At 39.5% G+C, this 20304-nt stretch carries 13 protein-coding genes and 1 pseudogene; 8 read left to right on the top strand and 6 right to left on the bottom strand.

Going from position 1 to position 20304, the window contains the following annotated elements:
- Positions 1–168: 168 nt before the first annotated feature.
- Positions 169–1659, bottom strand: coding sequence for a tyrosine-type recombinase/integrase (locus CWC30_RS13315; RefSeq protein WP_138627328.1), 1491 nt, complete (start codon positions 1657–1659; stop codon positions 169–171).
- 85 nt (positions 1660–1744) lie between these two features.
- Between CWC30_RS13315 and CWC30_RS13310 the strand changes: the two are divergent.
- The 3 genes and pseudogenes from CWC30_RS13310 to CWC30_RS13300 form a co-directional block, all read left to right on the top strand.
- Positions 1745–2002 (top strand): annotated as a pseudogene (locus CWC30_RS13310) (PhoH family protein); the annotation flags it as partial.
- A gap of 66 nt (positions 2003–2068) precedes the next feature.
- Positions 2069–5839 carry a PAS domain-containing hybrid sensor histidine kinase/response regulator gene (locus CWC30_RS13305; RefSeq protein ID WP_138627327.1) on the top strand — a complete coding sequence of 1257 codons (3771 nt, stop codon included), beginning with the start codon at positions 2069–2071 and terminating at the stop codon, positions 5837–5839.
- Positions 5829–6728 (top strand): GGDEF domain-containing response regulator, encoded by a 900-nt coding sequence (locus CWC30_RS13300; RefSeq protein ID WP_036980207.1) that lies wholly within the window; start codon positions 5829–5831, stop codon positions 6726–6728. Before CWC30_RS13305 ends, CWC30_RS13300 begins: the two co-directional genes overlap by 11 nt.
- A gap of 13 nt (positions 6729–6741) precedes the next feature.
- Here CWC30_RS13300 and CWC30_RS13295 read toward each other — a convergent pair whose 3' ends face one another.
- Together CWC30_RS13295 and CWC30_RS13290 are read right to left on the bottom strand one after the other, a co-directional pair.
- Positions 6742–7122 carry a DUF3192 domain-containing protein gene (locus CWC30_RS13295; protein WP_069439848.1) on the bottom strand — a complete coding sequence of 127 codons (381 nt, stop codon included), beginning with the start codon at positions 7120–7122 and terminating at the stop codon, positions 6742–6744.
- A gap of 175 nt (positions 7123–7297) precedes the next feature.
- Positions 7298–8242: a D-2-hydroxyacid dehydrogenase gene (locus CWC30_RS13290; RefSeq protein ID WP_069439849.1), complete on the bottom strand. Its 945-nt coding sequence runs from the start codon at positions 8240–8242 to the stop codon at positions 7298–7300.
- 440 nt (positions 8243–8682) lie between these two features.
- Between CWC30_RS13290 and CWC30_RS13285 the strand changes: the two genes are divergently transcribed.
- The gene (locus tag CWC30_RS13285; RefSeq protein ID WP_138627326.1) at positions 8683–9816 is read left to right on the top strand and encodes a 1-acyl-sn-glycerol-3-phosphate acyltransferase; all 1134 of its coding nucleotides are present in this window, start codon (positions 8683–8685) and stop codon (positions 9814–9816) included.
- 103 nt (positions 9817–9919) lie between these two features.
- Complete coding sequence (locus CWC30_RS13280) at positions 9920–10165, top strand: DUF1289 domain-containing protein (protein WP_069439851.1); 246 nt, start codon at positions 9920–9922, stop codon at positions 10163–10165.
- Here CWC30_RS13280 and CWC30_RS13275 read toward each other — a convergent pair.
- Positions 10162–10806, bottom strand: coding sequence for a transporter substrate-binding domain-containing protein (locus CWC30_RS13275; protein WP_138627329.1), 645 nt, complete (start codon positions 10804–10806; stop codon positions 10162–10164). The two genes, CWC30_RS13280 and CWC30_RS13275, sit on opposite strands and share 4 nt — an antisense overlap.
- A gap of 434 nt (positions 10807–11240) precedes the next feature.
- Between CWC30_RS13275 and CWC30_RS13270 the strand changes: the two genes are divergently transcribed.
- From CWC30_RS13270 to CWC30_RS13260, 3 genes are read left to right on the top strand one after another with little or no spacing between them, the layout of a single operon-like run.
- The gene (locus CWC30_RS13270) at positions 11241–11444 is read left to right on the top strand and encodes a DUF3283 family protein (RefSeq protein WP_013465864.1); all 204 of its coding nucleotides are present in this window, start codon (positions 11241–11243) and stop codon (positions 11442–11444) included.
- 12 nt (positions 11445–11456) lie between these two features.
- Positions 11457–11858, top strand: coding sequence for a GNAT family N-acetyltransferase (locus tag CWC30_RS13265; protein ID WP_069439852.1), 402 nt, complete (start codon positions 11457–11459; stop codon positions 11856–11858).
- A gap of 25 nt (positions 11859–11883) precedes the next feature.
- Entirely contained in the window at positions 11884–16389 is a 4506-nt protein-coding gene (locus CWC30_RS13260) for an EAL domain-containing protein (protein ID WP_138627325.1), read from the top strand.
- 24 nt (positions 16390–16413) lie between these two features.
- On the opposite strand, the gene CWC30_RS13255 is transcribed toward CWC30_RS13260, so the two are convergent.
- Together CWC30_RS13255 and CWC30_RS13250 are read right to left on the bottom strand one after the other, a co-directional pair.
- A complete protein-coding gene (locus CWC30_RS13255; protein ID WP_024600830.1) occupies positions 16414–17358 on the bottom strand; it encodes an ion transporter in 945 nt (314 codons plus the stop codon).
- 8 nt (positions 17359–17366) lie between these two features.
- Positions 17367–20033, bottom strand: a complete 2667-nt coding sequence (locus CWC30_RS13250) for a bifunctional acetate--CoA ligase family protein/GNAT family N-acetyltransferase (protein ID WP_138627324.1) — start codon at positions 20031–20033, stop codon at positions 17367–17369.
- Positions 20034–20304 lie beyond the last annotated feature (271 nt).

The raw sequence follows: 20304 nt of genomic DNA, 5'->3' as shown, positions 1-20304 counted from the left end.
ACAGATTTCTAAACACTACCCAAGCGACTCATTGAAATAGCAGTGTCGTCATCTGCGCTAATATTGTTTTCTTTGTCATATGCCCTGTTAAATAAAACGTCTAACTGTTTGGCTAGAACAATTGAATGAGGTTTAAATCTAGCAGGAATACGATTGGACTTCCGCGTTTTAACTTGCTGCTGCATCTTCAGCCTCACGCATCAGTAATTCGTCAACATCACCGTAGATATCTTTCACCCACTCTGACATTGCTCCGTATGCATCCACTGCTACACTTTTGGCAAAGTCGATGTAACGTTTGGTTGTTTTAAAACTTTCGTGACTCATCAAGGTCATTAGTGTCTGTCTGATGGAACTCTCCGATTCACCTTTGTCAATTAGGTATTTAGCGACATAAGTAGCAAAGGTAGCGCGTAAGTCATGGAATGTGCGTAATAGTATTTCTAATCCCTGCTTCCTTTGTTCTTTTCTAACTATGGAAATAGTATTCCCCGGTGTATCTTCGCTTATCCGCGATCCTGAACTATTCATAAACAAAGGAAGCGGATGTTCACTATTGTCCATACCATGATTAGTCTCATGTTTGGTACGTCGCTTCATATTTTGAATTGTCAAAGTGTGATTGTACAAAAGCTTCATTAGAACTCGCGCTATTGTTAATCTCACTGGCTTATGTCCTTTTCGTACAATGTTCAATTTTGGAATACGTTTCTCGTTTTCTTTTTCATCAGGATCAAAAAGGTCTTTCTGGTCGATGGCTGAAATCTCAAAAGAACGAAGTCCACCTAGCAAAGCACATTGCAAATAAAGCTTATAAGTCTCTTTTTGAGCTGTATTCGTCTCCAGTAACTGTTTAAGTTCTTTTGGAGAATATGGTTGTAGATCTTTTTCGGGTGAGTCTTCCTTTTGTTTCAATGTATTTGGAATGCTCAAATTACTAACCCACTTCCATAAGCCTCCAGAACGTGTGTTGCTAGTAGGTAATTGAAACAATGAACTTACACTTGATTTAGCTTTCGATTTAATACGTACCTGTTTGTATTCAAGTGAGAAGGGGAGGCTATCTATAGCCCCGCGCTTATGGCTCCATATATAGAATGCTTTAACAGCTCTAATTCGTTCTTGAGCGCTGTTAAAGCTTATGCGTTTAGACTTATCTTTGGTTTCGACTCTTTCACATAAATGTTTGTGATATCTCCACACAGGTAACCTAGAAATATCATCATCTACAGATTGTTTTGAAAGTGGTGCAGCTATTACTTCAAAATAGGATGCATCATCTTTATCCAACCAATCTAAGAAAGCTTTTAAGTGCTTAGCTATACTGCAAACAGACTTAACATCTAATGGCTTTCCCGGTTGGCTGGCATGATAAGCGTCACTAAAAGCCTCATTGTCTATTTGATTCTTTTTGAGACTGAAATGACCTTCAAAGCGGTGCATTAAAAATAAGTTCATTTCTTGGCATTCGGTGAAGCGAGTCGGGTGATATAGCACTGGAAAATTAGGTTCTATTTTATCGTGCCTATATGAGTGAGTTCTGATGCCTTTTTCAGTCTTAATAGGTTGCCCTGATTTATCGAGGTGAAAAGACATTCCTTTTCCAAAGTTGACTGATGTTTTAATTATTTTAGTTTTTGTTGTATTTCGAAGTATCATTTTCGTTCACCTTTGATTCTTAGCTAGAGTATGTGTGTAAAAACTTTTTTGTTCAAGTTTATTAAGGGTATGATAGTATTATATCAATTCGGGGGTGATTTTAGATGAAAGCCAAAACTTAACGGCTTCTCAGCTAAAAACTATTATTACTCGTTGTGGGGAGGGAACAAAACTAATTTGTACTGGGAATTTAGCTCAAATAGACAGTAATTATTTAACGGCGGTTACTTCGGGGCTTACCTATATTGTAGAGCGGTTTAAACATTTTGAAGGTGGTGCTACCGTAAATCTTAATGGGGTAGTACGCAGTCGACTGGCTTCGTTCGCCGAGGAAAATTTATAACTTGCGCTTAACATCTTGGCTCTATAGTCTACAGTTTTATTTTTGAGCTAATAATTAGGTAGGTCGTTGAATTTTTTACCGCTAAAACATTATCATCGCTCTGTTTTTGTGGCGTTAGCAATCCCTTTATTGGTGGCCTCTTTTTTGTGTTTGCATTTTTATGATATAAAAATGGACCGTGCAATAACAAAAAAAACCACCGATTTTAGTGCGTTATCGGCGCAGCTTGACCATGATATGCAAGCCATGGACGATTTACTTAATGCGATGTTTATAATGTATGACAAACACGCCCCACAACCAGCGAATCAGGCCTTCACAAAAAACATTAATCAATACGAGCATTATTATTATAGCCAGGTAGCACATTTTAATGGCGAAATAGTAGGAAAAGGCCAATTCAGCTATTCCGAACAGGCATTATCTCGCTGGCAAAAAGTCATGTCGCTGGCTCCGTCTTTCAACACTGCCTTAGCGCTGCTGTCGTCGCTGCATTCTGTAGCCTATGTTGATGAGCGCGGCTTTGCTTATTTAGCTCGGCGTAACAATACACAAAGTTATATTTTAACGCAGGTACTTAATGGCGATTTTAAACCCTTACCTTCAGCGAACACACTCACTTCAAGTGCCGTTATTAAAGTAGACAATAACGCATATTTTGCAGTTGGCCGACAGCGAGAGCTTAACTCCTCAGATTATATTGTTTTAATATATGACTTACAGGCTATCTCTAGTTGGTTGAAAAAAATAACCTCAAAGCAAGGCGAGTATGTTTTTATCAACCAAGAGAATGAAATTATTGCCAGTTCACAGCAGCCAATTAATCAAGCCATAAAGTTATCGACCTATTGGCCTAATATTAAAAGCCCCTCACAAAAGAGTAATGCGCGAGCAGACTCATTATTTTTAATTCAACCTTCAAAAAAGAACCCTATTCATCTGGCGTTTCTTGCTGACAAGCACACCCTCTCAAGCGGTATCGTGTATGAAGTATTGATAGAGTTTATTTTGTTAGTCTTATTTTTATGTTTGATGTTTTACATCTTTTTTTGGTTAAGCAAACGTATATTTATCAAACCTATGACCGAGTTGATACGTTATTTAGAGCATCATAACGATGACAATAGCGGGTATTTAAATTACCAAATACCGTTAAACTGGCAACCTTGGTTTGCGCGGGTAAAAGCTATTTTTGCGAAAAATGAGCACTTAGTTATTTCTTTACAAAATGCTAATCAAAAGTTAGATGATCAAGTACGGCAACAATCGCAAAAGCTAAAACATAGCGACCAAGCAAAAGAGCGTCATTTAGCGTTATTAAACACAGTACTTAATAGCGTGCCTGATTTTATTTATTTTAAAAATACAGAAGGCATTTTTTTAGGCTGTAATAAAGCGTTTGAGTTGTTTATTGGAAAAACTCAAGGTGAACTCCTTGGGCAGCAAATACACAACATAAGTAACGAGTATGAACAAATTAGTTTGCTGGAATATCAAGTATTACAGCATAAAATGCAAATTCAGCAGCGCATAGATGTTGCTGAGCGAACTTATCAGTTAACCATTGCTCCCTTTTACAATGAACAGCAGCAATTATTAGGAACTATGGGGGTTGGCCGTGATATTACAGAACAACAACATACTTTGTATGCATTAAAAGAGTCTGAATCTATATTTAGAAGCGCAATTGAATTTGCCGCAAATGGGGTGTTTTTACTGTCGCTTGAGTACGCTATTTTACAAGTAAACAAAGCCGCACGAAAATTATTTTCCAAGCATGATAAATTAACCGATACTCCTTTTTATGCGCTTTTTAATAATACACAATGGAAGAAGCTTGAAGCGTTACTACAGCAATTATTAAATAATAAAAAAAGGGTGTTTCACTTAACCTTGGCTCATACCCGATTAAATGCCTGGTTACAGTTGAGTATGTCGTTAATTTGGAATGAAAATAGCCAGCCGCTTTATTATGTTATTCATATTCAAGATGTTACAGAGCTTACCAAAGCCAAAGATGATGCAGAGCGTGCCACGTTAGCTAAAAGCCGTTTTATTGCTAATTTAAGCCACGAAATACGCACCCCCCTCAATGCCGTGTTGGGGTTATTGGATATGCTCGCAGAGCACGGGTTAACGCAGCGGCAAATTCAACAAACTAGCCAAGCAAAATATGCGGCTAATAATTTGTTGCAGATGCTAAATAGTATGCTTGATTTTGCCCGCGTTGAAAGTAAAGAAGCAACGCTGCAATTAGCGCCATTGTGCTTAGTTGATTTGATTGACACCTGCGAAAGTTTAATTTTACCTTTATGCCAAACAAAACAGATACAGCTAAAAATCGACATAGACTCGCAAATTTCTCCATTTTTAGTCGGCGATACAATTCGTTTGCAACAAGTATTAGGTAACTTACTTACCAATGCCGTTAAGTTTACCAATAAAGGCAGTGTGACATTAAAAATGACATTACAGCCGAGCCAGGGCGATAAAGAGCAGCGTATTTGTTTTCAGGTTATCGATACAGGAGTGGGGATTGCTCAAGCGGATCAACGCCGTTTATTTGATGCCTTTACACAAGGTGATGAATCATCTACTCGCTTGCATCAAGGGGTTGGCTTAGGGCTAGCAATTGTAAAGCATAGTGTGGCATTAATGGGAGGTGAAATTGCACTCAGTAGTGATAAAGGCCATGGCTGTCATTTTTACTTCACGCTTGATTTAGCGACAGATACCGAGAAATCAGCAAGCTTTACAGATAGACTATTACTGATCACCAGCGCGAAGAGTCAGTTGCTTAATCAGGTTATTACCACGCATCCTTTTTTCAATAATCAAGCTCTTGAAATAGTCATAACTGATCCTGATTGTTTGCAACAAGCGCATACCATTGTAATCGATGCTGATGACGTACCTGCCTTTCTCACGTCAGCAATAAAAGCAGTATTACACACTCGTACTACTTCACTCATCGTTATAGCGCACTCGCAACCGAGTCAGCTTTCAATAAATGACTCTTTTATTAGCCAGTATTTACCGCGCAGTGCACTGGCGCAGCGGTTACTTAGTTTAACCCCTGAAAAGTTAAAGAAAGTAACTCAATATAAAGCGGATAAACCACAGGAAGAAATAGCGGGAACCTTAGTATTAGCCATAGATGATAACCCGCTCAACCTCGATATTATTAGCAGTATATTGTGTAAAGCCGAAGTGAATGTTGTGACTGCTAGTGATGCTAAACAGGGGGTTGAATGGGTGAATATATTGCGCCCCGATTTGGTTTTAATGGATATTCAAATGCCGGGTATTGATGGCTATCAAGCAACCCAAATAATACGCCAACAGTTTGACGCCCAGCAATTGCCTATTTTTGCATTAACTGCACATTGTGAGCCTGCCGATATTGCACGCTCATTGAATAGTGGTATGAATAAACATTTAACTAAGCCCGTGGTTGCGCCTATTTTATTGGCATCGATAGCTGATTTAGGCATATCTAAGCCTTGCTTTTTTGATAAAACCTTCGCTTTGACACAGTTCAATAATGATGAGAAGCTATTGCAAAGCATGCTTACTAAGTTAGCGGTGTTAAATGAGTCATATTCAGCTGAGCTTCAAAAAGACATACCTACTATTGAAATGGTACGCTTAGTGCATAGTCTAAAAGGGATAGCAGGAAACTTAGGGTTTAACCGATTATTATTATGTGCTCAACATACTGAGCAATTATTAAAAGTGGGCGACAAGAACGCCAATGCTGCAATTAAAGAGCTGATAATACAGTTAAAACAAGTTCATATTTTTATAAAAATTTTAGATGTAAGCAATGATAAATAAAGCAAAAATATTAATTGTAGATGACGATGCGCATAACCGAATCATTTTAGAAAAAACCTTAAGCGATGAGCATGATGTTTACTTAGTGACAAGCGGTGAAGACGCGCTGGAGTTTGTTAAACACACGCAAATAGACTTAATCATTTTAGATATCATGATGCCTGGTATGAATGGTTATGAAGTGCTCGTACAGCTAAAAGAGAACAGTATAAGTCAGGCTATTCCTATTATTTTTATCTCTGCAAACAACCGTCATGAAGATGAGGCAAAGGGGCTAGAGCTCGGCGCAATGGATTATATTGGTAAGCCATTTAGTGCCGCTATTGTGAAAGTTAGAGTGCGGAACCAGCTATTAATTAAGCAAAAAAATGATTTGCTAGAAATGCTTGCCTCTATTGATGGCTTAACAGAAATACCCAATAGACGTTATTTAGATGAGAACTTAGAAAGAGAGTGGCGTAGAAGTAAGCGTAACCACTCTCCTTTGTGCGTTTTACTCATAGATATTGATCATTTTAAACGTTATAACGACTACTATGGCCACCGAGCTGGAGACGAATGTTTAAAAACAGTGGCAAAAACGTTAGCCACGCAATGTGAGCGTGGCGGTGATTTTATTGCGCGTTACGGCGGTGAAGAATTTGTGGCCGTATTACCAGAAACCAATCAGCAAGGTGCAATCGCTTTTGCCAACAAGTTACGTAACGCCGTTAATGATTTGAATATTGAACATAATGCGTCTTTAAACGCTACACACGTCACCATTAGCATCGGTATTGCTTCTAGTGAGAGTAGCCAAGCTTACACTGAAAAAGCATTGTTAGAAGAAGCTGACTCCGGTTTGTATAATGCGAAAAAGTTAGGGCGCAATCAAATTAGCGCCCAATAAATGCTGTAGTTACTTAGTTTGTCAGCATTTGCAGTGCTGAGGCACCAATACCAACTAATTTATCATTTTTAAATACCAACGGTGTGCATTCATCTTTAGTCATTTTACCATCTGAATGGATGCTGTGCGTTGCATAAAATAAGACTTGGTAAACATCCTCTTCTTTTTTAAGTAATTCGGTGAAGTCAGGTGTTTTTAGGGCTTTTAATACAGACTGATAAGAGCTATCCATTGCCAAGCCTGAAATAATTTCACGATTATTCTTATGTGTTGCCTGCCAGCTAGAAGAACTATTACCAGCCCAATGACCCTCCGCTTCGCCATCGGATACAGCAATAACACAGCCAGTTAAAAAAGGAGCGGTAAGGGCGGCGATTAAAAGTGTTTTTTTCATTTTTATTATCCTAGATGATTAATTACAGACTTTAGAGCAAAGACTAGGCCAGTTCTTTGATCTTTAAAAATCAACTACTTATGTTTAAAGTGATTTTTTTGAGTTAGTGGCTTTTTTAAGAAATAAAATTAAAAAGCCACTTTTTAGTTATTTTGACTAACTTAATTTAACGGCATTAAACCAAGCGATTACGCGACTCTTGTTGACTAAATGCAGCGATATTTAAACTCACTTCTTTAACCAAGCGCGCAATAGATTCGGTACTGGCCCACGCTATATGTGGGGTTAGTAGTAAGTTATCTCCCGTGTAATTGGCCAGTGGATTGTTGTGCTCAGCAGGCTCTTTGGTTAGTACGTCAACACCTGCACCAGCAATCACATTAGTTTTTAAGGCTTGTGCTAAGTCGGCTTCGTTTATGATCCCCCCGCGCGCGGTGTTAATAATAAGCGCAGTTGGTTTCATCATTTTTAATTCATTAAGCGTAATTAAGTCACGCGTTTCATCATTAAGTGGGCAATGTACGCTGATAATATCCGCTGTTTTTATTGCGGTTTCAAAAGGCGTGCGTCCTTGGCGACACTCAGCACCTTTGCGCTCTGCAACAATGACATGAGCACCAAAGGCTTCAGCCACTTTAGATACAGCATTGCCCAGAGTTCCCCCACCAATAATGGCTAATGTTTTACCCTGAAAGTCATTAAAGCTGTAATCAAGGCGACAAAACATTTCACTTTTTTGCCATGCACCTTGTTGGCAGTCCGCTTGGTAGCGATGAGTATTGCCTAATAAGTTAGTAATTAACGAAAAGGTGTGCTGCACAACCGAGGGGGTTGAATAACCAGCAACATTGGTTACCGCAATGCCTAAATCTTTCGCGGCATTTAAATCAACATTATTGGTGCCGGTAGCACTAACACAAATAAGTTTGAGTGATGTTAATTGTGCCATGGTGTCACGATTAATCACTACTTTATTGGTGATTAACACCTCTGCATTTTGGCTATGTGCTAGCACTTGCTCTGGGCTAGTTAGCTGATGCACGGTAAGTTTTCCCAGTGCTGAGATACAATCAAGTGAGGTGTTTGCCAGTGTAGCGTTATCAAGAATTGTTATGTTCACGGTGTGTCCTAATAGTGTATGTGTTAAGGGAATAATAACCCCTGTACGCGAAGTGCTTGTGATAAAAAGAGTATCATCTATTTGAATGTTATTGGGTTTATCATGTTGCGTTTACATTAGCAGTTGTAGAGCCATATTTAAATGTGGTCTGCCCACTGAAGCTTAACTGGCATGTTATTATGATCAACTGCCTTGCTAAGTTAACTTGAATAAAGTGCTGTTAGTAAGGTCTACCCATTTAAATTAATAATTAATAGCCATAGTCTATACGTATGCGTTGTTAGCAAGACAGCTAGGCTCAGCGTTAAACTATAACGCTATGAAAACTCAGTAAATCGAACTTTAGTATTGCTAGTTTCGTATTTTTGATTGAGTTATAATCAAAATCAGACACAGCGGGGCGTTTTAACGCGCCGTTTTTAACTTTGTAGATGCAGTAAATGATTGAATTAGAAGATAAGTACGCAGATATAAGACCTTACAATGACGATGAAGTTGCCGCCTCATTAACGCGATTAATTAACGATAATGCGTTTATTGATGTAATTGCAAAATACAATTTGCCACGCTTTATATCCGCAGTTGGGTTTTTAGCACGCGCTATAATAAAGCATCAGTTGCGCAAAAAGTGGGGCAAAGTTAAAACGGTTGAAGATGTACAAAATGAAGTGGCACATTACTTAAATATATTAATAAAACGTACCACCTCAAAAGTGACTTTTTCTGGCTTAGAAGACTTAGACCCTAATCAAGCCTATCTTTTTGTTTCAAACCACAGAGATATTGTACTTGACCCTGCACTGGTTAATTGGGGCTTATTCCAGCATAAAATGAAAACAGTGAGAATTGCGATTGGCGATAACTTGCTGCAAATTCCTTACATTACTGAGCTTATGCGCTTAAATAAAAGTTTTATTGTGAAACGCTCAGCGAAAGCCCCAAAAGAGATGTTAAAAGCGCTGACTCAGTTATCAGCTTATATTTATGATTCACTCAGTAGCGGGCACTCAATTTGGATTGCCCAAAAAGAAGGGCGCGCTAAAGATGGGGTTGATCAAACTGATCCTGCGCTTTTAAAAATGTTGCAACTTAATGGCCGTAAACAAAAGAAAGAATTTGGCGAATACATTAAAGAGCTCAAAGTGGTGCCAGTTGCAATCTCTTACCAATACGAGCCTTGTGCTATAGCTAAGGCAAAAGAGCTATATCATAAACAACATCATGGGAAGTATGTTAAATCGGCGGGTGAAGATATTGCCAGCATTGTTGAAGGGTTTAGTTCAGCCAAAGGGCATGTGCATTTATCGTTTGGTCAGCCTATTGAGTCAGGTTGTGACAGTGCCGATGAACTGGCAAAAACCATTGATAAACAAATTATTGATTCGTTTTACTTACACCCAGGCAACTTTATTGCTGCTGGCTGCACTGAGGCGGTGATCAATAAAAATGACGTAGTACAATTTGAAGAACGTTTGGCCAAGGTGCCAGAAGAGTTAAGGGCTTTGGTTTTAGCTATGTATGCCAAGCCATTTCATCGAAAAACACAAGTAGATGAACAAAGCTGTGAGCAGTAATTAACAGCTTAAGCTAACAACAAAGCAGCAATTTATTTGCTGCTTTTTTTTTGCACAAAAATAGCGCTATACTCAGGCTATGCTTTTAATACCGGAGGGTAAAATGCAACAAATTGAAATATTTGATATTCCTAACCCTTGTAAAGGTATTTGCTTAGTTAATAATCGCGGTTATTGCAAAGGCTGTTATCGCAGTCGCGATGAGCGTTTTTCATGGAATTCGTTAACGAATTCCCAAAAGAAAAAAGTATTGAGTTTATGCCAGCAGCGCTATAAACGTTACTTACAGCAAAAAAATAAAGTGGCACAATCATCACCGCAAGCAGATCAACAAGGTTTTGATTTTTAAAAGTGTAGGTTGTATTTTGACCTGAGTTTTGCAACTGTGCCGTTATTGTGTAACTTATCCAGTGTAGCTTCTAGCTGGGGAACAATATCCGCATGACTGTGATGTAAATAATGATAAAGCGGATAGGTTGCAACGACTTGTTTTTCATAGCAGCCTAAAGAGGGAGGAATGGTTTTATTTGCCATCGCAAAATCAATAAGTAACGCTCCTTGTACTTTTTGCTGGATCAGTAAGTTAAGCTGCGTATTATTATTTTTAACTTCAATTACCTTACCTTGAAAATCAATACTGTCTAAATATCGCTGTTGCACAGGGTAACTGGAAATAATAGCAACGCTATCTATGGTTTTAGTGGAGCTGGGCTCACAGCGTTTATAAAGTTCAAGGTTAAATTTAAAGAGTGGATAGTTAACTCGAATTAAATTTTTATAGGCACTTGCAATACTGATATCGCGAGCAAGCTGCCCATCTAACATGCCATTATCTGCTGCAAATAGTGCATTTTGACGATTAAAATCGACAATATTTAGTTTAAAGCCCATATCTGCATAGGCCAATTGTAATAGCTCAATGGTATAGTTTGCTTGTTGAGTGTTTTGCGGGCGATTAAATGTGTAGCTATAACTGTGCGCAAAAGACATATTACTAAAAACTAAGCACAGTAATACCAGCAATCCGTTAAAGCGTTTAAGCACGTCAGTATTTCCAATTAATTGCGGCAAGATAATAAGCAGCAATAATAACAAATTGTCTGTCTTTTGCACAGTTTGCATTAGTAATCTTGCAAAAGTTACCACCAACAATTATTGATTACGTTGAATTATTTACAGTCGCTTATTTTTATTAGTTATAGAGTTAGTTTTTTATAAGCTTAAACGTATAATCTACGTTTTATTGAGCGAGGGGCTGTTGACCTTTGCGGATGGAAATTTGTTCAAACTAGGGGCGCTCGGGCGAGTTGTTTAACCTAGTGGGCTAGTAAAAGCCGAGCAAAGCCTCCGTATGCTGCTCACGCCACTTACCTGTATTCATGCAGGCAACAATAAGTTTATAGCCACTAATAATTGGAGTGAATATGAGTTTTAATTTGTGTAACTTGCCGCGAGAGCAAAAGTATCAAATTCAGTTAGATTACGAGGCCTCATTTTGGGCTTATCAAATTAAGCGTGGTAAAAAAACGCGTGAGCAAGTGTACGACACTCTGCATAGTCGTCCTGTTGCAGAGCAAGGTGTTTTAAAACAAAAATTTGAGCAGTATTTGGCCATTATGCTTAGCTAGGGTTTGCCTACTATGCTTGTAATTAAACAATTAGAATCAATTAAAACGCCCTTAGTTAATAAGTTTTATACGTTATATAACGTCCGCGGCCGTGCTAATAAACAGGATCAGGTCTGGGTCGCTTACGATAATAATACGATTATTGCCGCCTGCCGGTTACAGAATAAGCCCACATTTTTATTTTTATCAACGGTGTTCGTGGCTCCTTCTTATCGTTCAAAGGGGGTGGCAACCCAGTTATTAGTTGCCCTTTTAAATGCGCAAACAGAACCTGTTTACACCTTTGCTTATCAACGCCTTACTGATTTTTATCAAGCACTTGGTTTTAACCAAGTGTTAACATATACTCCTGCATTATTAACGCTATTTGATGCTTATAAGCACCGAAATATTACCGCATTGAAATATCAATAAAACATAAATTAGTAATAGGGCAAGCATGGGTATGAGTATTAATGGGTTTATCACAGCCATATTTGTGCTGTTTATGCTCATAAGCGTTGAAGTAACAGCGCAAGTAAAACGATTATCCCCAAGCGAAGGCTTATCTCAAAGTTACGTTAATACCATGCTTATCGATAACAATGGGTATTTATGGCTCTCTACTGAAGGAGGCCTTAACCGTTACGATGGCTATCAAGTTATTACAATCAATGGCCCTAATGGTGAGTTAGAAGAGGCGAACATTGATCGCATATATCAAGACCAGCAAGGGCATATCTGGATTGCCTCCTTATTAGCAGGTTTGTTCAGATACGATCCGAAAACGGATACCTACCAACAATACATAGAAAAACCTGTCACAGAAGAGCAAATACTACAGCAGTCCGTTTTTACTATGTTAGCCACCGATGATAAAACCTTATGGATTGGACAAGGCCGAGAGTTTGCAAAACTCGATATAGACAACGGCTCTATTACCTCCTTATTTACACTTCCTGAGCAATTTGAAAATGCGTTTGTGCGTACTTTGTTTCATTATAACGGTTATATTTTTATAGGTAGCACAGACGGTGCGTATGTTTTTAACATCGCAACACAGCAGGTAAGGCCACTCGAGCACTTGAGTGAAACGGATGTACATATTTATCAAAATAATGTGAAATCATTTGCGCTAGGTAATAACAATCAGTTGCTTGTAGGTGCGGTTAAGGGCTTATACGCTGTTGATATTAGTAATTTAGAGGTAATGTTTAACAACCGCGAACAATCATTTACAAGCCAAAAATTACTGGCCGATTTGAATGTTTGGGATATTGATAATCAGCAAGGAGTGCTCGATTTAGCAACAGATAAAGGCCTGCTTTGTTTTAATTTAACTACTAAAAAAGTGGTAAAAAATAAACGTATCCAACAGAGTAAGTACACCCTCGCCGATAACAGTATTATTGATATGGTGAAAGATAAATCGGGCGGAATGTGGCTAGCCACTAAAACCGATGGTGCGTTTTATTTATCGGGCGACAATTACAAGTTTTATAATGTAGAGGGAAATGCACTGATTGGGGATGGTTTATCACATCATTCGGTATGGTCAATTAAGGAGTTCCAAGAAAAGCTATGGTTAGGCACACACAATGGTTTAACTGCGGTTGATTTAAAAAGTAATCGCTCAAAGGTGTATTTAAAAGATTATAAAGTCGATTTACTGACCACAGAGTTTACTATTTTCAAAATTATGCCTTACAAAGATAAACTCTGGTTGCACTCAAACCGAGGATTATTCATTTTTGACCCGCAAACTCAGCAACTTACCCAACCAAAAACTAACAGTCCTACCAATCAGATTTTTTTAAATGATTGGATGCATGGACTGACATTGCTACCAAACGGGGATTTGTATTTTGTACACCCAGATCATGGTATGTTTAAATATAATATTGATAGCCGACAATTAGTTCACTTAAAAGGCGAATTAGCACAATTTGACCCTTTTTTAGCGCATGGCTTTTTACCCCCATTACCGCACCAACCCGAGAAGCCATTATTTTTTAGTGGTGGCGTTTTATATCAATTTAACCCCAATGATTTAAGTTTAAACACCATTTATAAAGTACCTAAACACCATGAAAATGTAGCCGTTAGTATTCTTTCCTACGTGGTAGATGGGCAAGGCATACTTTGGCTATCGTTATCTAATTTTGGGCTGATTGGTATAGATGCAACGACCTATGAGTTAGTGCACACAATTGATTTAGATAAAAATAAACTAGGCACCTTGTTGTACGATATGGTTCTTGATGAAGAGGGAATGATTTGGATGAGTAGCCATAAAGGAATATGGCGACTAAATCCTGAAACAATTCATTTTCAGCAATTTACAACATCAGATGGGGTGCTCTCTGCTGAGTTTAATAATGGCGCTATGGCTAAGTTAGCGGATGGTCGAATTGCCTTCGGTAGCCTCAAAGGTTTTACCTACTTTGATCCAAAAGACAATAAAAATAGCCAAGGTTTATTAGATCAGGTCAATATCACGCGCATCAACTTAATGTCTCGGGACTTGTCTATAAATTTACAGCAGCCATTAAAAAATATCACTTTAAACCATGATGATATCGGGCTTGAGATTGCATTTTCAGCGATGTCATTCAGCTTCCAAGAGCGCATTATTTATGAATATCAGCTCGATAAAGGTAAAAAAAGTTATACCCGAAATAATCGGGTGGTGTTTCCTAAATTAAACCCAGGCAGTTACCAGTTAAAAGTCTGGGCAAAAGATCCATTGACCGGCGACTATACTGCGCCAGCAACGTTAAATATTAAAGTGAAATATCCGCTATGGCGTGCTCCATACTTTTTAGCGCTTTATGCCATTTTATTGATCACCATAGTGACTGTATGGGTAATGAGGCGCAACAAAATACAGCGTATCTTATTGGCAGCACACAAAGAAAGCCAAGACAGTGAAGCGCGTTTAAAGCTCGCACTAGAGGGAAGTGAGTCCGGGGTATGGGATTGGCAGGCGAGCCAGTTAAATATTTATCAGCCTAGATTAGTCAACGAATTAGGCTACGAAGACGACTCGGTGAGTTTAGATGACTACCTAGAAAAAATTCACCCTCAAGAGCGTGCTATTTTTAGGTTGGAGTGGTTAGAATTTTTATCAACAGATAAAGGGTATTTTAATTGTACCTACCGATTACGCCACGCCAAAGGTCATTGGCGCTGGTACAAAGACTTTGGCAAGGTGGTTGAATGGGACAAAAAAACGCCGCAAAAAGTAGCCGGTACGTATACCAATATGACACGTGAAAGGGTGTTTGAAGAGCATGCACGGTTATTTACCGCCGCGTTTGAACAAACCCGAGATTGGGTGTTTATCTTAGATAAAAACTTTAATATACGTGCCTCAAATAAATCGCTGCAAAGCGCTTTTGGCTTATCAGCAGAGCCTCGTTCAACCCGTGCGCTTAACTTGGGAATGTCCCGCAGTAGCTATTTTGATTATTTACGAATTATGCAAAAGCTTGAAGTGGGCGAACATTTTTCATGTGAAGACACTGTCGTTCTGGCAAACAAAGAGCAACGCCATGTACTGGTTAAAATAAGCGCCGTGGCTGATGAAAGCCAAAGGCTGAGTAGTTTCGTGATTATTTTAACGGATATTCATGCACAAAAGTTAGCTGAGAGCGAACTGCACATACTAGCTAATTACGATTCACTTACAGGGCTGCCAAATAGAACCTTGTTTAACGACAGAGCTATACATGCCATCGATCAGGCGCGCCGCCATCAGTGTAAAGTGGCTTTGTTACACGTTAATATAAAACGGTTTAAGTATTTTAATGATTCATTTGGTACAGAAAACGCCGATGAGATAATAAAGCTGGTGGCAAACCGCTTGAAAACAGCATTACGCCGTTGTGATAGCGTCGCGCGTTTAGGCGGTGATGAATTTGTAATTCTAGTTGAAGATATTCAGCAAATAGAAGAAGTATTACTTATATGCACCAAACTAATGGATTGCGTGAGTAAAGACATTGTTATGAATCAGCAAAGCGTCAATGTGCACCTAAGTATTGGTGTGGCTATTTTCCCTGATGATGCCGCGCATTATAAAGCACTGTTGAAAGCATCAAATGTGGCGCTTTATTATGCTAAAGATGGCTTGGAAGGGTGTTATAAGTTTTACAAACAAGAAATGAATCAACGTGTTGAAAAGGCGATGCATTTAGAATCACAGTTGATCAAAGCTTATCATGAACATGAATTTTGTAATTATTATCAACCCATTATTAATGCGTCTACGCAAAAAACAGTGGGCTTTGAGGTGTTACTACGCTGGCCTGATAATCAGTTAGCGAGTACACAAGAGTTTGCAAACGTAGCTGAAAATATAGGTTTAATCACTAAAATAATGCTACAAACATTTAAGCGTGCTTTGGTGCAGTTAGCTCGTTGGCGTAAAGTGTGTCCTGATCTATACCTATCAATTAACCTCTCAGCACTGGATTTTGAATTTATCGGACTCGTCCCTGAAATTCGCCAAGCACTAAACAATGCAGCACTGCCGCCCGAGGCTATTGTATTTGAAATAACAGAGTCTATTTTAATGCGAGACTCAGAACATGCGCTTAAAAATATGGACTTACTAAAGCAACTAGGCTGTAAGTTGTACATGGATGATTTTGGAACAGGGTACGCCTCGTTAACTTATTTGAAGCGCTTTCCGATTGATGTATTAAAAATAGATCGCAGCTTTGTGCAAGATATTGGTATTGATTCGGATAACGAAGCGATTATTCAATCTACACTAGCTTTAGCAAGCAGTTTAAGTAAAGAGTGCATTGCTGAAGGGGTTGAAAGCGCACATCAGTTGGCTTTTTTAAAAGCGCAAGGTTGTAGCTACTTTCAAGGTTATTTGTTTAGTAAAGCGGTGCCTAAAGAGCAGGTGCTTGAGCTTATTGAGCACGATTGGCACCCTGTATTCTCACAAGCTTAAAGCGCCGCTTAATACATTATTTTATTAAGGACGTTTACCACAGTGACGGCAAAATAAGTGTGAGCTGCGTTTATTTAGCTCCGCTTTTATTGCTTTATTGGCCTCTAGCTTACTTAGCCCTAGTTTGTAGCGTAACTCCTCAAGGTGATGCATCTGCTCATCAGTGAGCTTACCATCGGTTATTTTCTCGTGGGTGGCATCTTCAAAGAGCTGGCGACGTTTGCGTATTTGCTCTGAGAAACTCGACGCTAATAAACCGGTTGGTATGGCAACCATTCCCATACTCACCAACGTGATTACGCCACCAAATAGTTTACCAATAGGCGTTATAGGCACAACATCACCATAACCAACCGTGGTAAGGGTTGCCATTGCCCACCACATGGCTGCAGGAATAGAGCCGAACTTGTCTGGTTGAATGTCGTGCTCTAATAAATAAATACCGCAAGAGGCTAAAATAAGTACCACAGACATAATAAAAAATGCCGCCAGTAATGAACTCGACTCATCAATAAACGCCTGCAATAACAATTGCATTGCTCGAGAATAACGGGTGAGCTTAAATACCCGCAACAACCGCAGTACCCGTAAAAAACGTAAATCGATAGCAAAGAAAAACATTAATAAACTAGGCAAAATGGCAATTAAATCGATAATTGCCAGTGGTGATAAAATATATCGAATCCGTTTTTGTGTATTTGAGCAATTCATGGAGGCGTACTTTACGCGATCGACACAAGTCCAAGCACGTATTAGGTATTCAGCACTAAATATAGCCACTGATACCAGCTCCAATATTAAAAACTCGCTATAGTACTCGGTTGCGATGCTGTGCACCGACTCAAGCACAATCGCCACCACATTAATCATAATGATGCTGATCAGTATGACATCTAAAATGTGTCCCGCTCGCTGATACTTACCTGACGCTTCAAATACTTGGTTTATGGTTTGTCTTAGTTTACGCATAGTACCTATTACAATGTGAGCAGCATATTGATACTGCCTTCTTCAAAATCACGACTTATTTTAAACCCGAGTTTACGAGCCAACTCAATCATGCCGGTATTTTCTGGCAGGGTGATACCTTCAACCGTTTTCACGCCTTGGCGTCTGCAGTGAGAAATAGCCGCGTTCATTAAAATACGCCCTAACCCAAGTCCTTGGCAATCAGAACGTACCACAATGGCAAACTCTGCTTGTAAGTTATCGGGATCCATAATCACTCGCGAAACCCCTAATGTGTGCTGTTGCTCGTCTTGTGTTTGGGTAACAATAAATGCCATTTCGCGGTCGTAATCAATTTGCGTCATTTTAGCGAGTTGATCATGGTTAAATTGTGGCAATTCACCAAAAAAGCGCTTGTACCTATCTTCTTTGCTTAAGGAGCGGTCAAACTCTTGATGTGCTTGCTCATCTTCTGGTTTGATTGGTCTGAGCGTTGCTAAGGTCTTATTTTTTAGGGTCACCGTTTCAACCAACTCAATAGGATAAGGGCGGATTGATAAACGTTTTCGGTGCGCCTGAACCTGATACTGATTTAGGTTCATGGTGGCATCAAGGACTAAAAACTGCCCATTACTGGCTAAAATAGGATTAAGCTCTAATGAGGTGATATCAGGTTGATCAACAACGAGTTGAGAAATTCGGGTCAGTAGTGAACACAGGCGATATTTATCTACTTTTTCTGGCAGAATGCGATCTTTAAGAACTCCCTTATCATGGGCGGCGGCAATTAAATATTTAGCTAGGTTCATATTCAGTGGTGGCAAGGCCACCGCCGCTTGAGCGTACTCAAGCCCTGTGCCAGCTTCACCTAATAAAATAACTGGCCCAAAATTAGGCTCTGTTTTAATGGCTATACGCAGCTCATTGGCACCTGCTCTAGGCGCCATTTTTTGTAACGAAAAGCCATCAATAATAGCATCAGGGTAGGTGTTTTTTATTCTTAACAGCATGGCAAATGCCGTTTGCTCGACCTCTTGTGCATCATTGAGGTTGAGTACTACGCCACCGACTTCAGACTTAGAGGGAATACTGGGGCTCATCAATTTTAATGCGACCGGAAAACCTAGCTCTATTGCTTGCTCTTTGGCCTCGGTAGGGGTGTAGGCTACTTCAGTTTGGATACAGTCTATACCGTAGCTACTTAAAATTTGACTCGCTTGATGGGTTGATAAGTAATGTTGCTCATCATTTAAAAACTCTTTAATAGCTGCTTTCGCTGCTACTTTATTAATAGTCGCATCATCGGTGTTTGATTCTGGCGTTTGGGTTAAATGTTTTTGGTTACGACGATAGCTTACTAAGTGCATAAAGGCACCTACTGCGCCTTCTGGGGTACGATAGGTCGGAATGGCGTTATTCGCGCAGATGCGTCTGGCTGCAAATGCAGCATCTTCTCCCATGAAATTAGTGATCACATACGGGCGTGCCATTTTTGGTAATTTGTTCAGTGCCTCAACAATAACCTGAGCGTAATTTTCACTCGGGGCCAATGCCGATGGAGTATGAATGATCAGTAAGTTTTTAACTTCTTTAGCATTAAGCAGTATTTCTAATGCGTGTTTGTAACGCACTGGCGCAGAATCGCCAAATATATCGACAGGGTTTGATGTTGTGTCTGAATGTGGGATCACTTTATTGAGTGCTTCGCGCGTTTCATCACTAAGCTGAGCAAGTTTACCTGAGCTTTGAATAAGTTCATCAACGGCCATCACTCCAGGGCCGCCGCCATTAGTTAATATAGTTAGCTGCTCTACTTGCAGTAATTTGGGGTGCATTGCCAAGGTTTGAGTGGCGGCAAAGAGTTCACGCAAATCATTTACTCTCAACATCCCTGCACGTTGAAACATGGCATCATATACTGCATCTGAGCTTTGTTTTCCGCCGGTGTGTATTTCAGCGGCAAGAGCGCCTGCACTGGTTCTGCCCGTTTTAATGGCAATAACGGGCTTAGAAAATGCCGCCGCACGCGCGGCAGAAATAAAGCTGCGAATATCATTAATGTTATCTATGTAAAGTAGGATAGCTTTGGTTTTAGCATCGCGGCCTAAAAAGTCGAGTATTTCGTCAAACTCAATATCTAAACAATCTCCCATTGATACAAAGTATGAAAAGCCAATTTCTTTATTTTTAGCCCAATCAAGAATCGTTGAGCAAACAGCCGCTGATTGCGACACAAAAGCCAGTTTACCTGGCGTGGCAACAGTGTGCGAAAAACTCGCGTTTAAACCTATGTGCGGAATAAGTAACCCTAAGCAATTTGAGCCAAGCAGCGTCACTTTATGCTTTGCAGCGTTATCTTTAAGTTCTTGTTTTTGAGTACTTGTTAGACCATCAGCAATAATAATAGCGCTATGGCACCCCAGCGTACCTAGCTGTTCAATAATTTTCATTAAGGTGTTTTTATTGGTACAGATAACGGCTAAATCAGGTACTTTGGGAAGGGCTTCAATACTTGGGTAAGCCAATACGCCATGCACTGCAGTATGATTGGGTGTAACAGGCATGATGGGCCCTTTAAAGCCCCCTTGTAATAAATTACGCATTACCACATTACCAGCCCGAGTGGGGGTGTTTGATGCCCCAATAACAGCGACTGAGCTTGGATTAAAAAACTGGCTAATACGTTTTAGACTCATTGCGTTTCCTTGGCTGATTAAGTTTTGCTATCTATACCTTCTCAATGTAACCTGTTTATAGTGTTTTTTCGAGCGTGAACGTGCATATTATTGATATTAGGGTCTGTTGACCTTTCAAGGTTAAACTTGCAGCAGTCTGTTTGGCATTTAGGCAAGGCAGAGCCTATGTGGTGTGGTTATTCCCCATAAATAGGCGATAACGCAGCATCAATGCCAAACAGGCGCTGCCCGAAGGGTTCTGCCTAGGGGCGATTTAGTCTTTGTTGCCTGC

This window comes from Pseudoalteromonas sp. S4741 (assembly GCF_005886135.1).
GTDB classification, from domain to species: domain Bacteria; phylum Pseudomonadota; class Gammaproteobacteria; order Enterobacterales; family Alteromonadaceae; genus Pseudoalteromonas; species Pseudoalteromonas tetraodonis.
Note: the sequence above shows the minus strand (reverse complement) of the source record. Positions and strands in the feature narration are given on the sequence as shown.

Bases quoted from the DNA above. Each gene is read 5' to 3' on its own strand.
- CWC30_RS13270 (WP_013465864.1), top strand. From the start codon at position 11,241: ATGAGTTTTAATTTGTGTAACTTGCCGCGAGAGCAAAAGTATCAAATT.
- CWC30_RS13315 (WP_138627328.1), bottom strand. From the start codon at position 1,659: ATGATACTTCGAAATACAACAAAAACTAAAATAATTAAAACATCAGTC.
- CWC30_RS13275 (WP_138627329.1), bottom strand. From the start codon at position 10,806: ATGTCTTTTGCGCACAGTTATAGCTACACATTTAATCGCCCGCAAAAC.
- CWC30_RS13260 (WP_138627325.1), top strand. From the start codon at position 11,884: ATGGGTATGAGTATTAATGGGTTTATCACAGCCATATTTGTGCTGTTT.
- CWC30_RS13250 (WP_138627324.1), bottom strand. From the start codon at position 20,033: ATGAGTCTAAAACGTATTAGCCAGTTTTTTAATCCAAGCTCAGTCGCT.
- CWC30_RS13285 (WP_138627326.1), top strand. From the start codon at position 8,683: ATGATTGAATTAGAAGATAAGTACGCAGATATAAGACCTTACAATGAC.
- CWC30_RS13295 (WP_069439848.1), bottom strand. From the start codon at position 7,122: ATGAAAAAAACACTTTTAATCGCCGCCCTTACCGCTCCTTTTTTAACT.
- CWC30_RS13265 (WP_069439852.1), top strand. From the start codon at position 11,457: ATGCTTGTAATTAAACAATTAGAATCAATTAAAACGCCCTTAGTTAAT.
- CWC30_RS13300 (WP_036980207.1), top strand. From the start codon at position 5,829: ATGATAAATAAAGCAAAAATATTAATTGTAGATGACGATGCGCATAAC.
- CWC30_RS13280 (WP_069439851.1), top strand. From the start codon at position 9,920: ATGCAACAAATTGAAATATTTGATATTCCTAACCCTTGTAAAGGTATT.
- CWC30_RS13255 (WP_024600830.1), bottom strand. From the start codon at position 17,358: ATGCGTAAACTAAGACAAACCATAAACCAAGTATTTGAAGCGTCAGGT.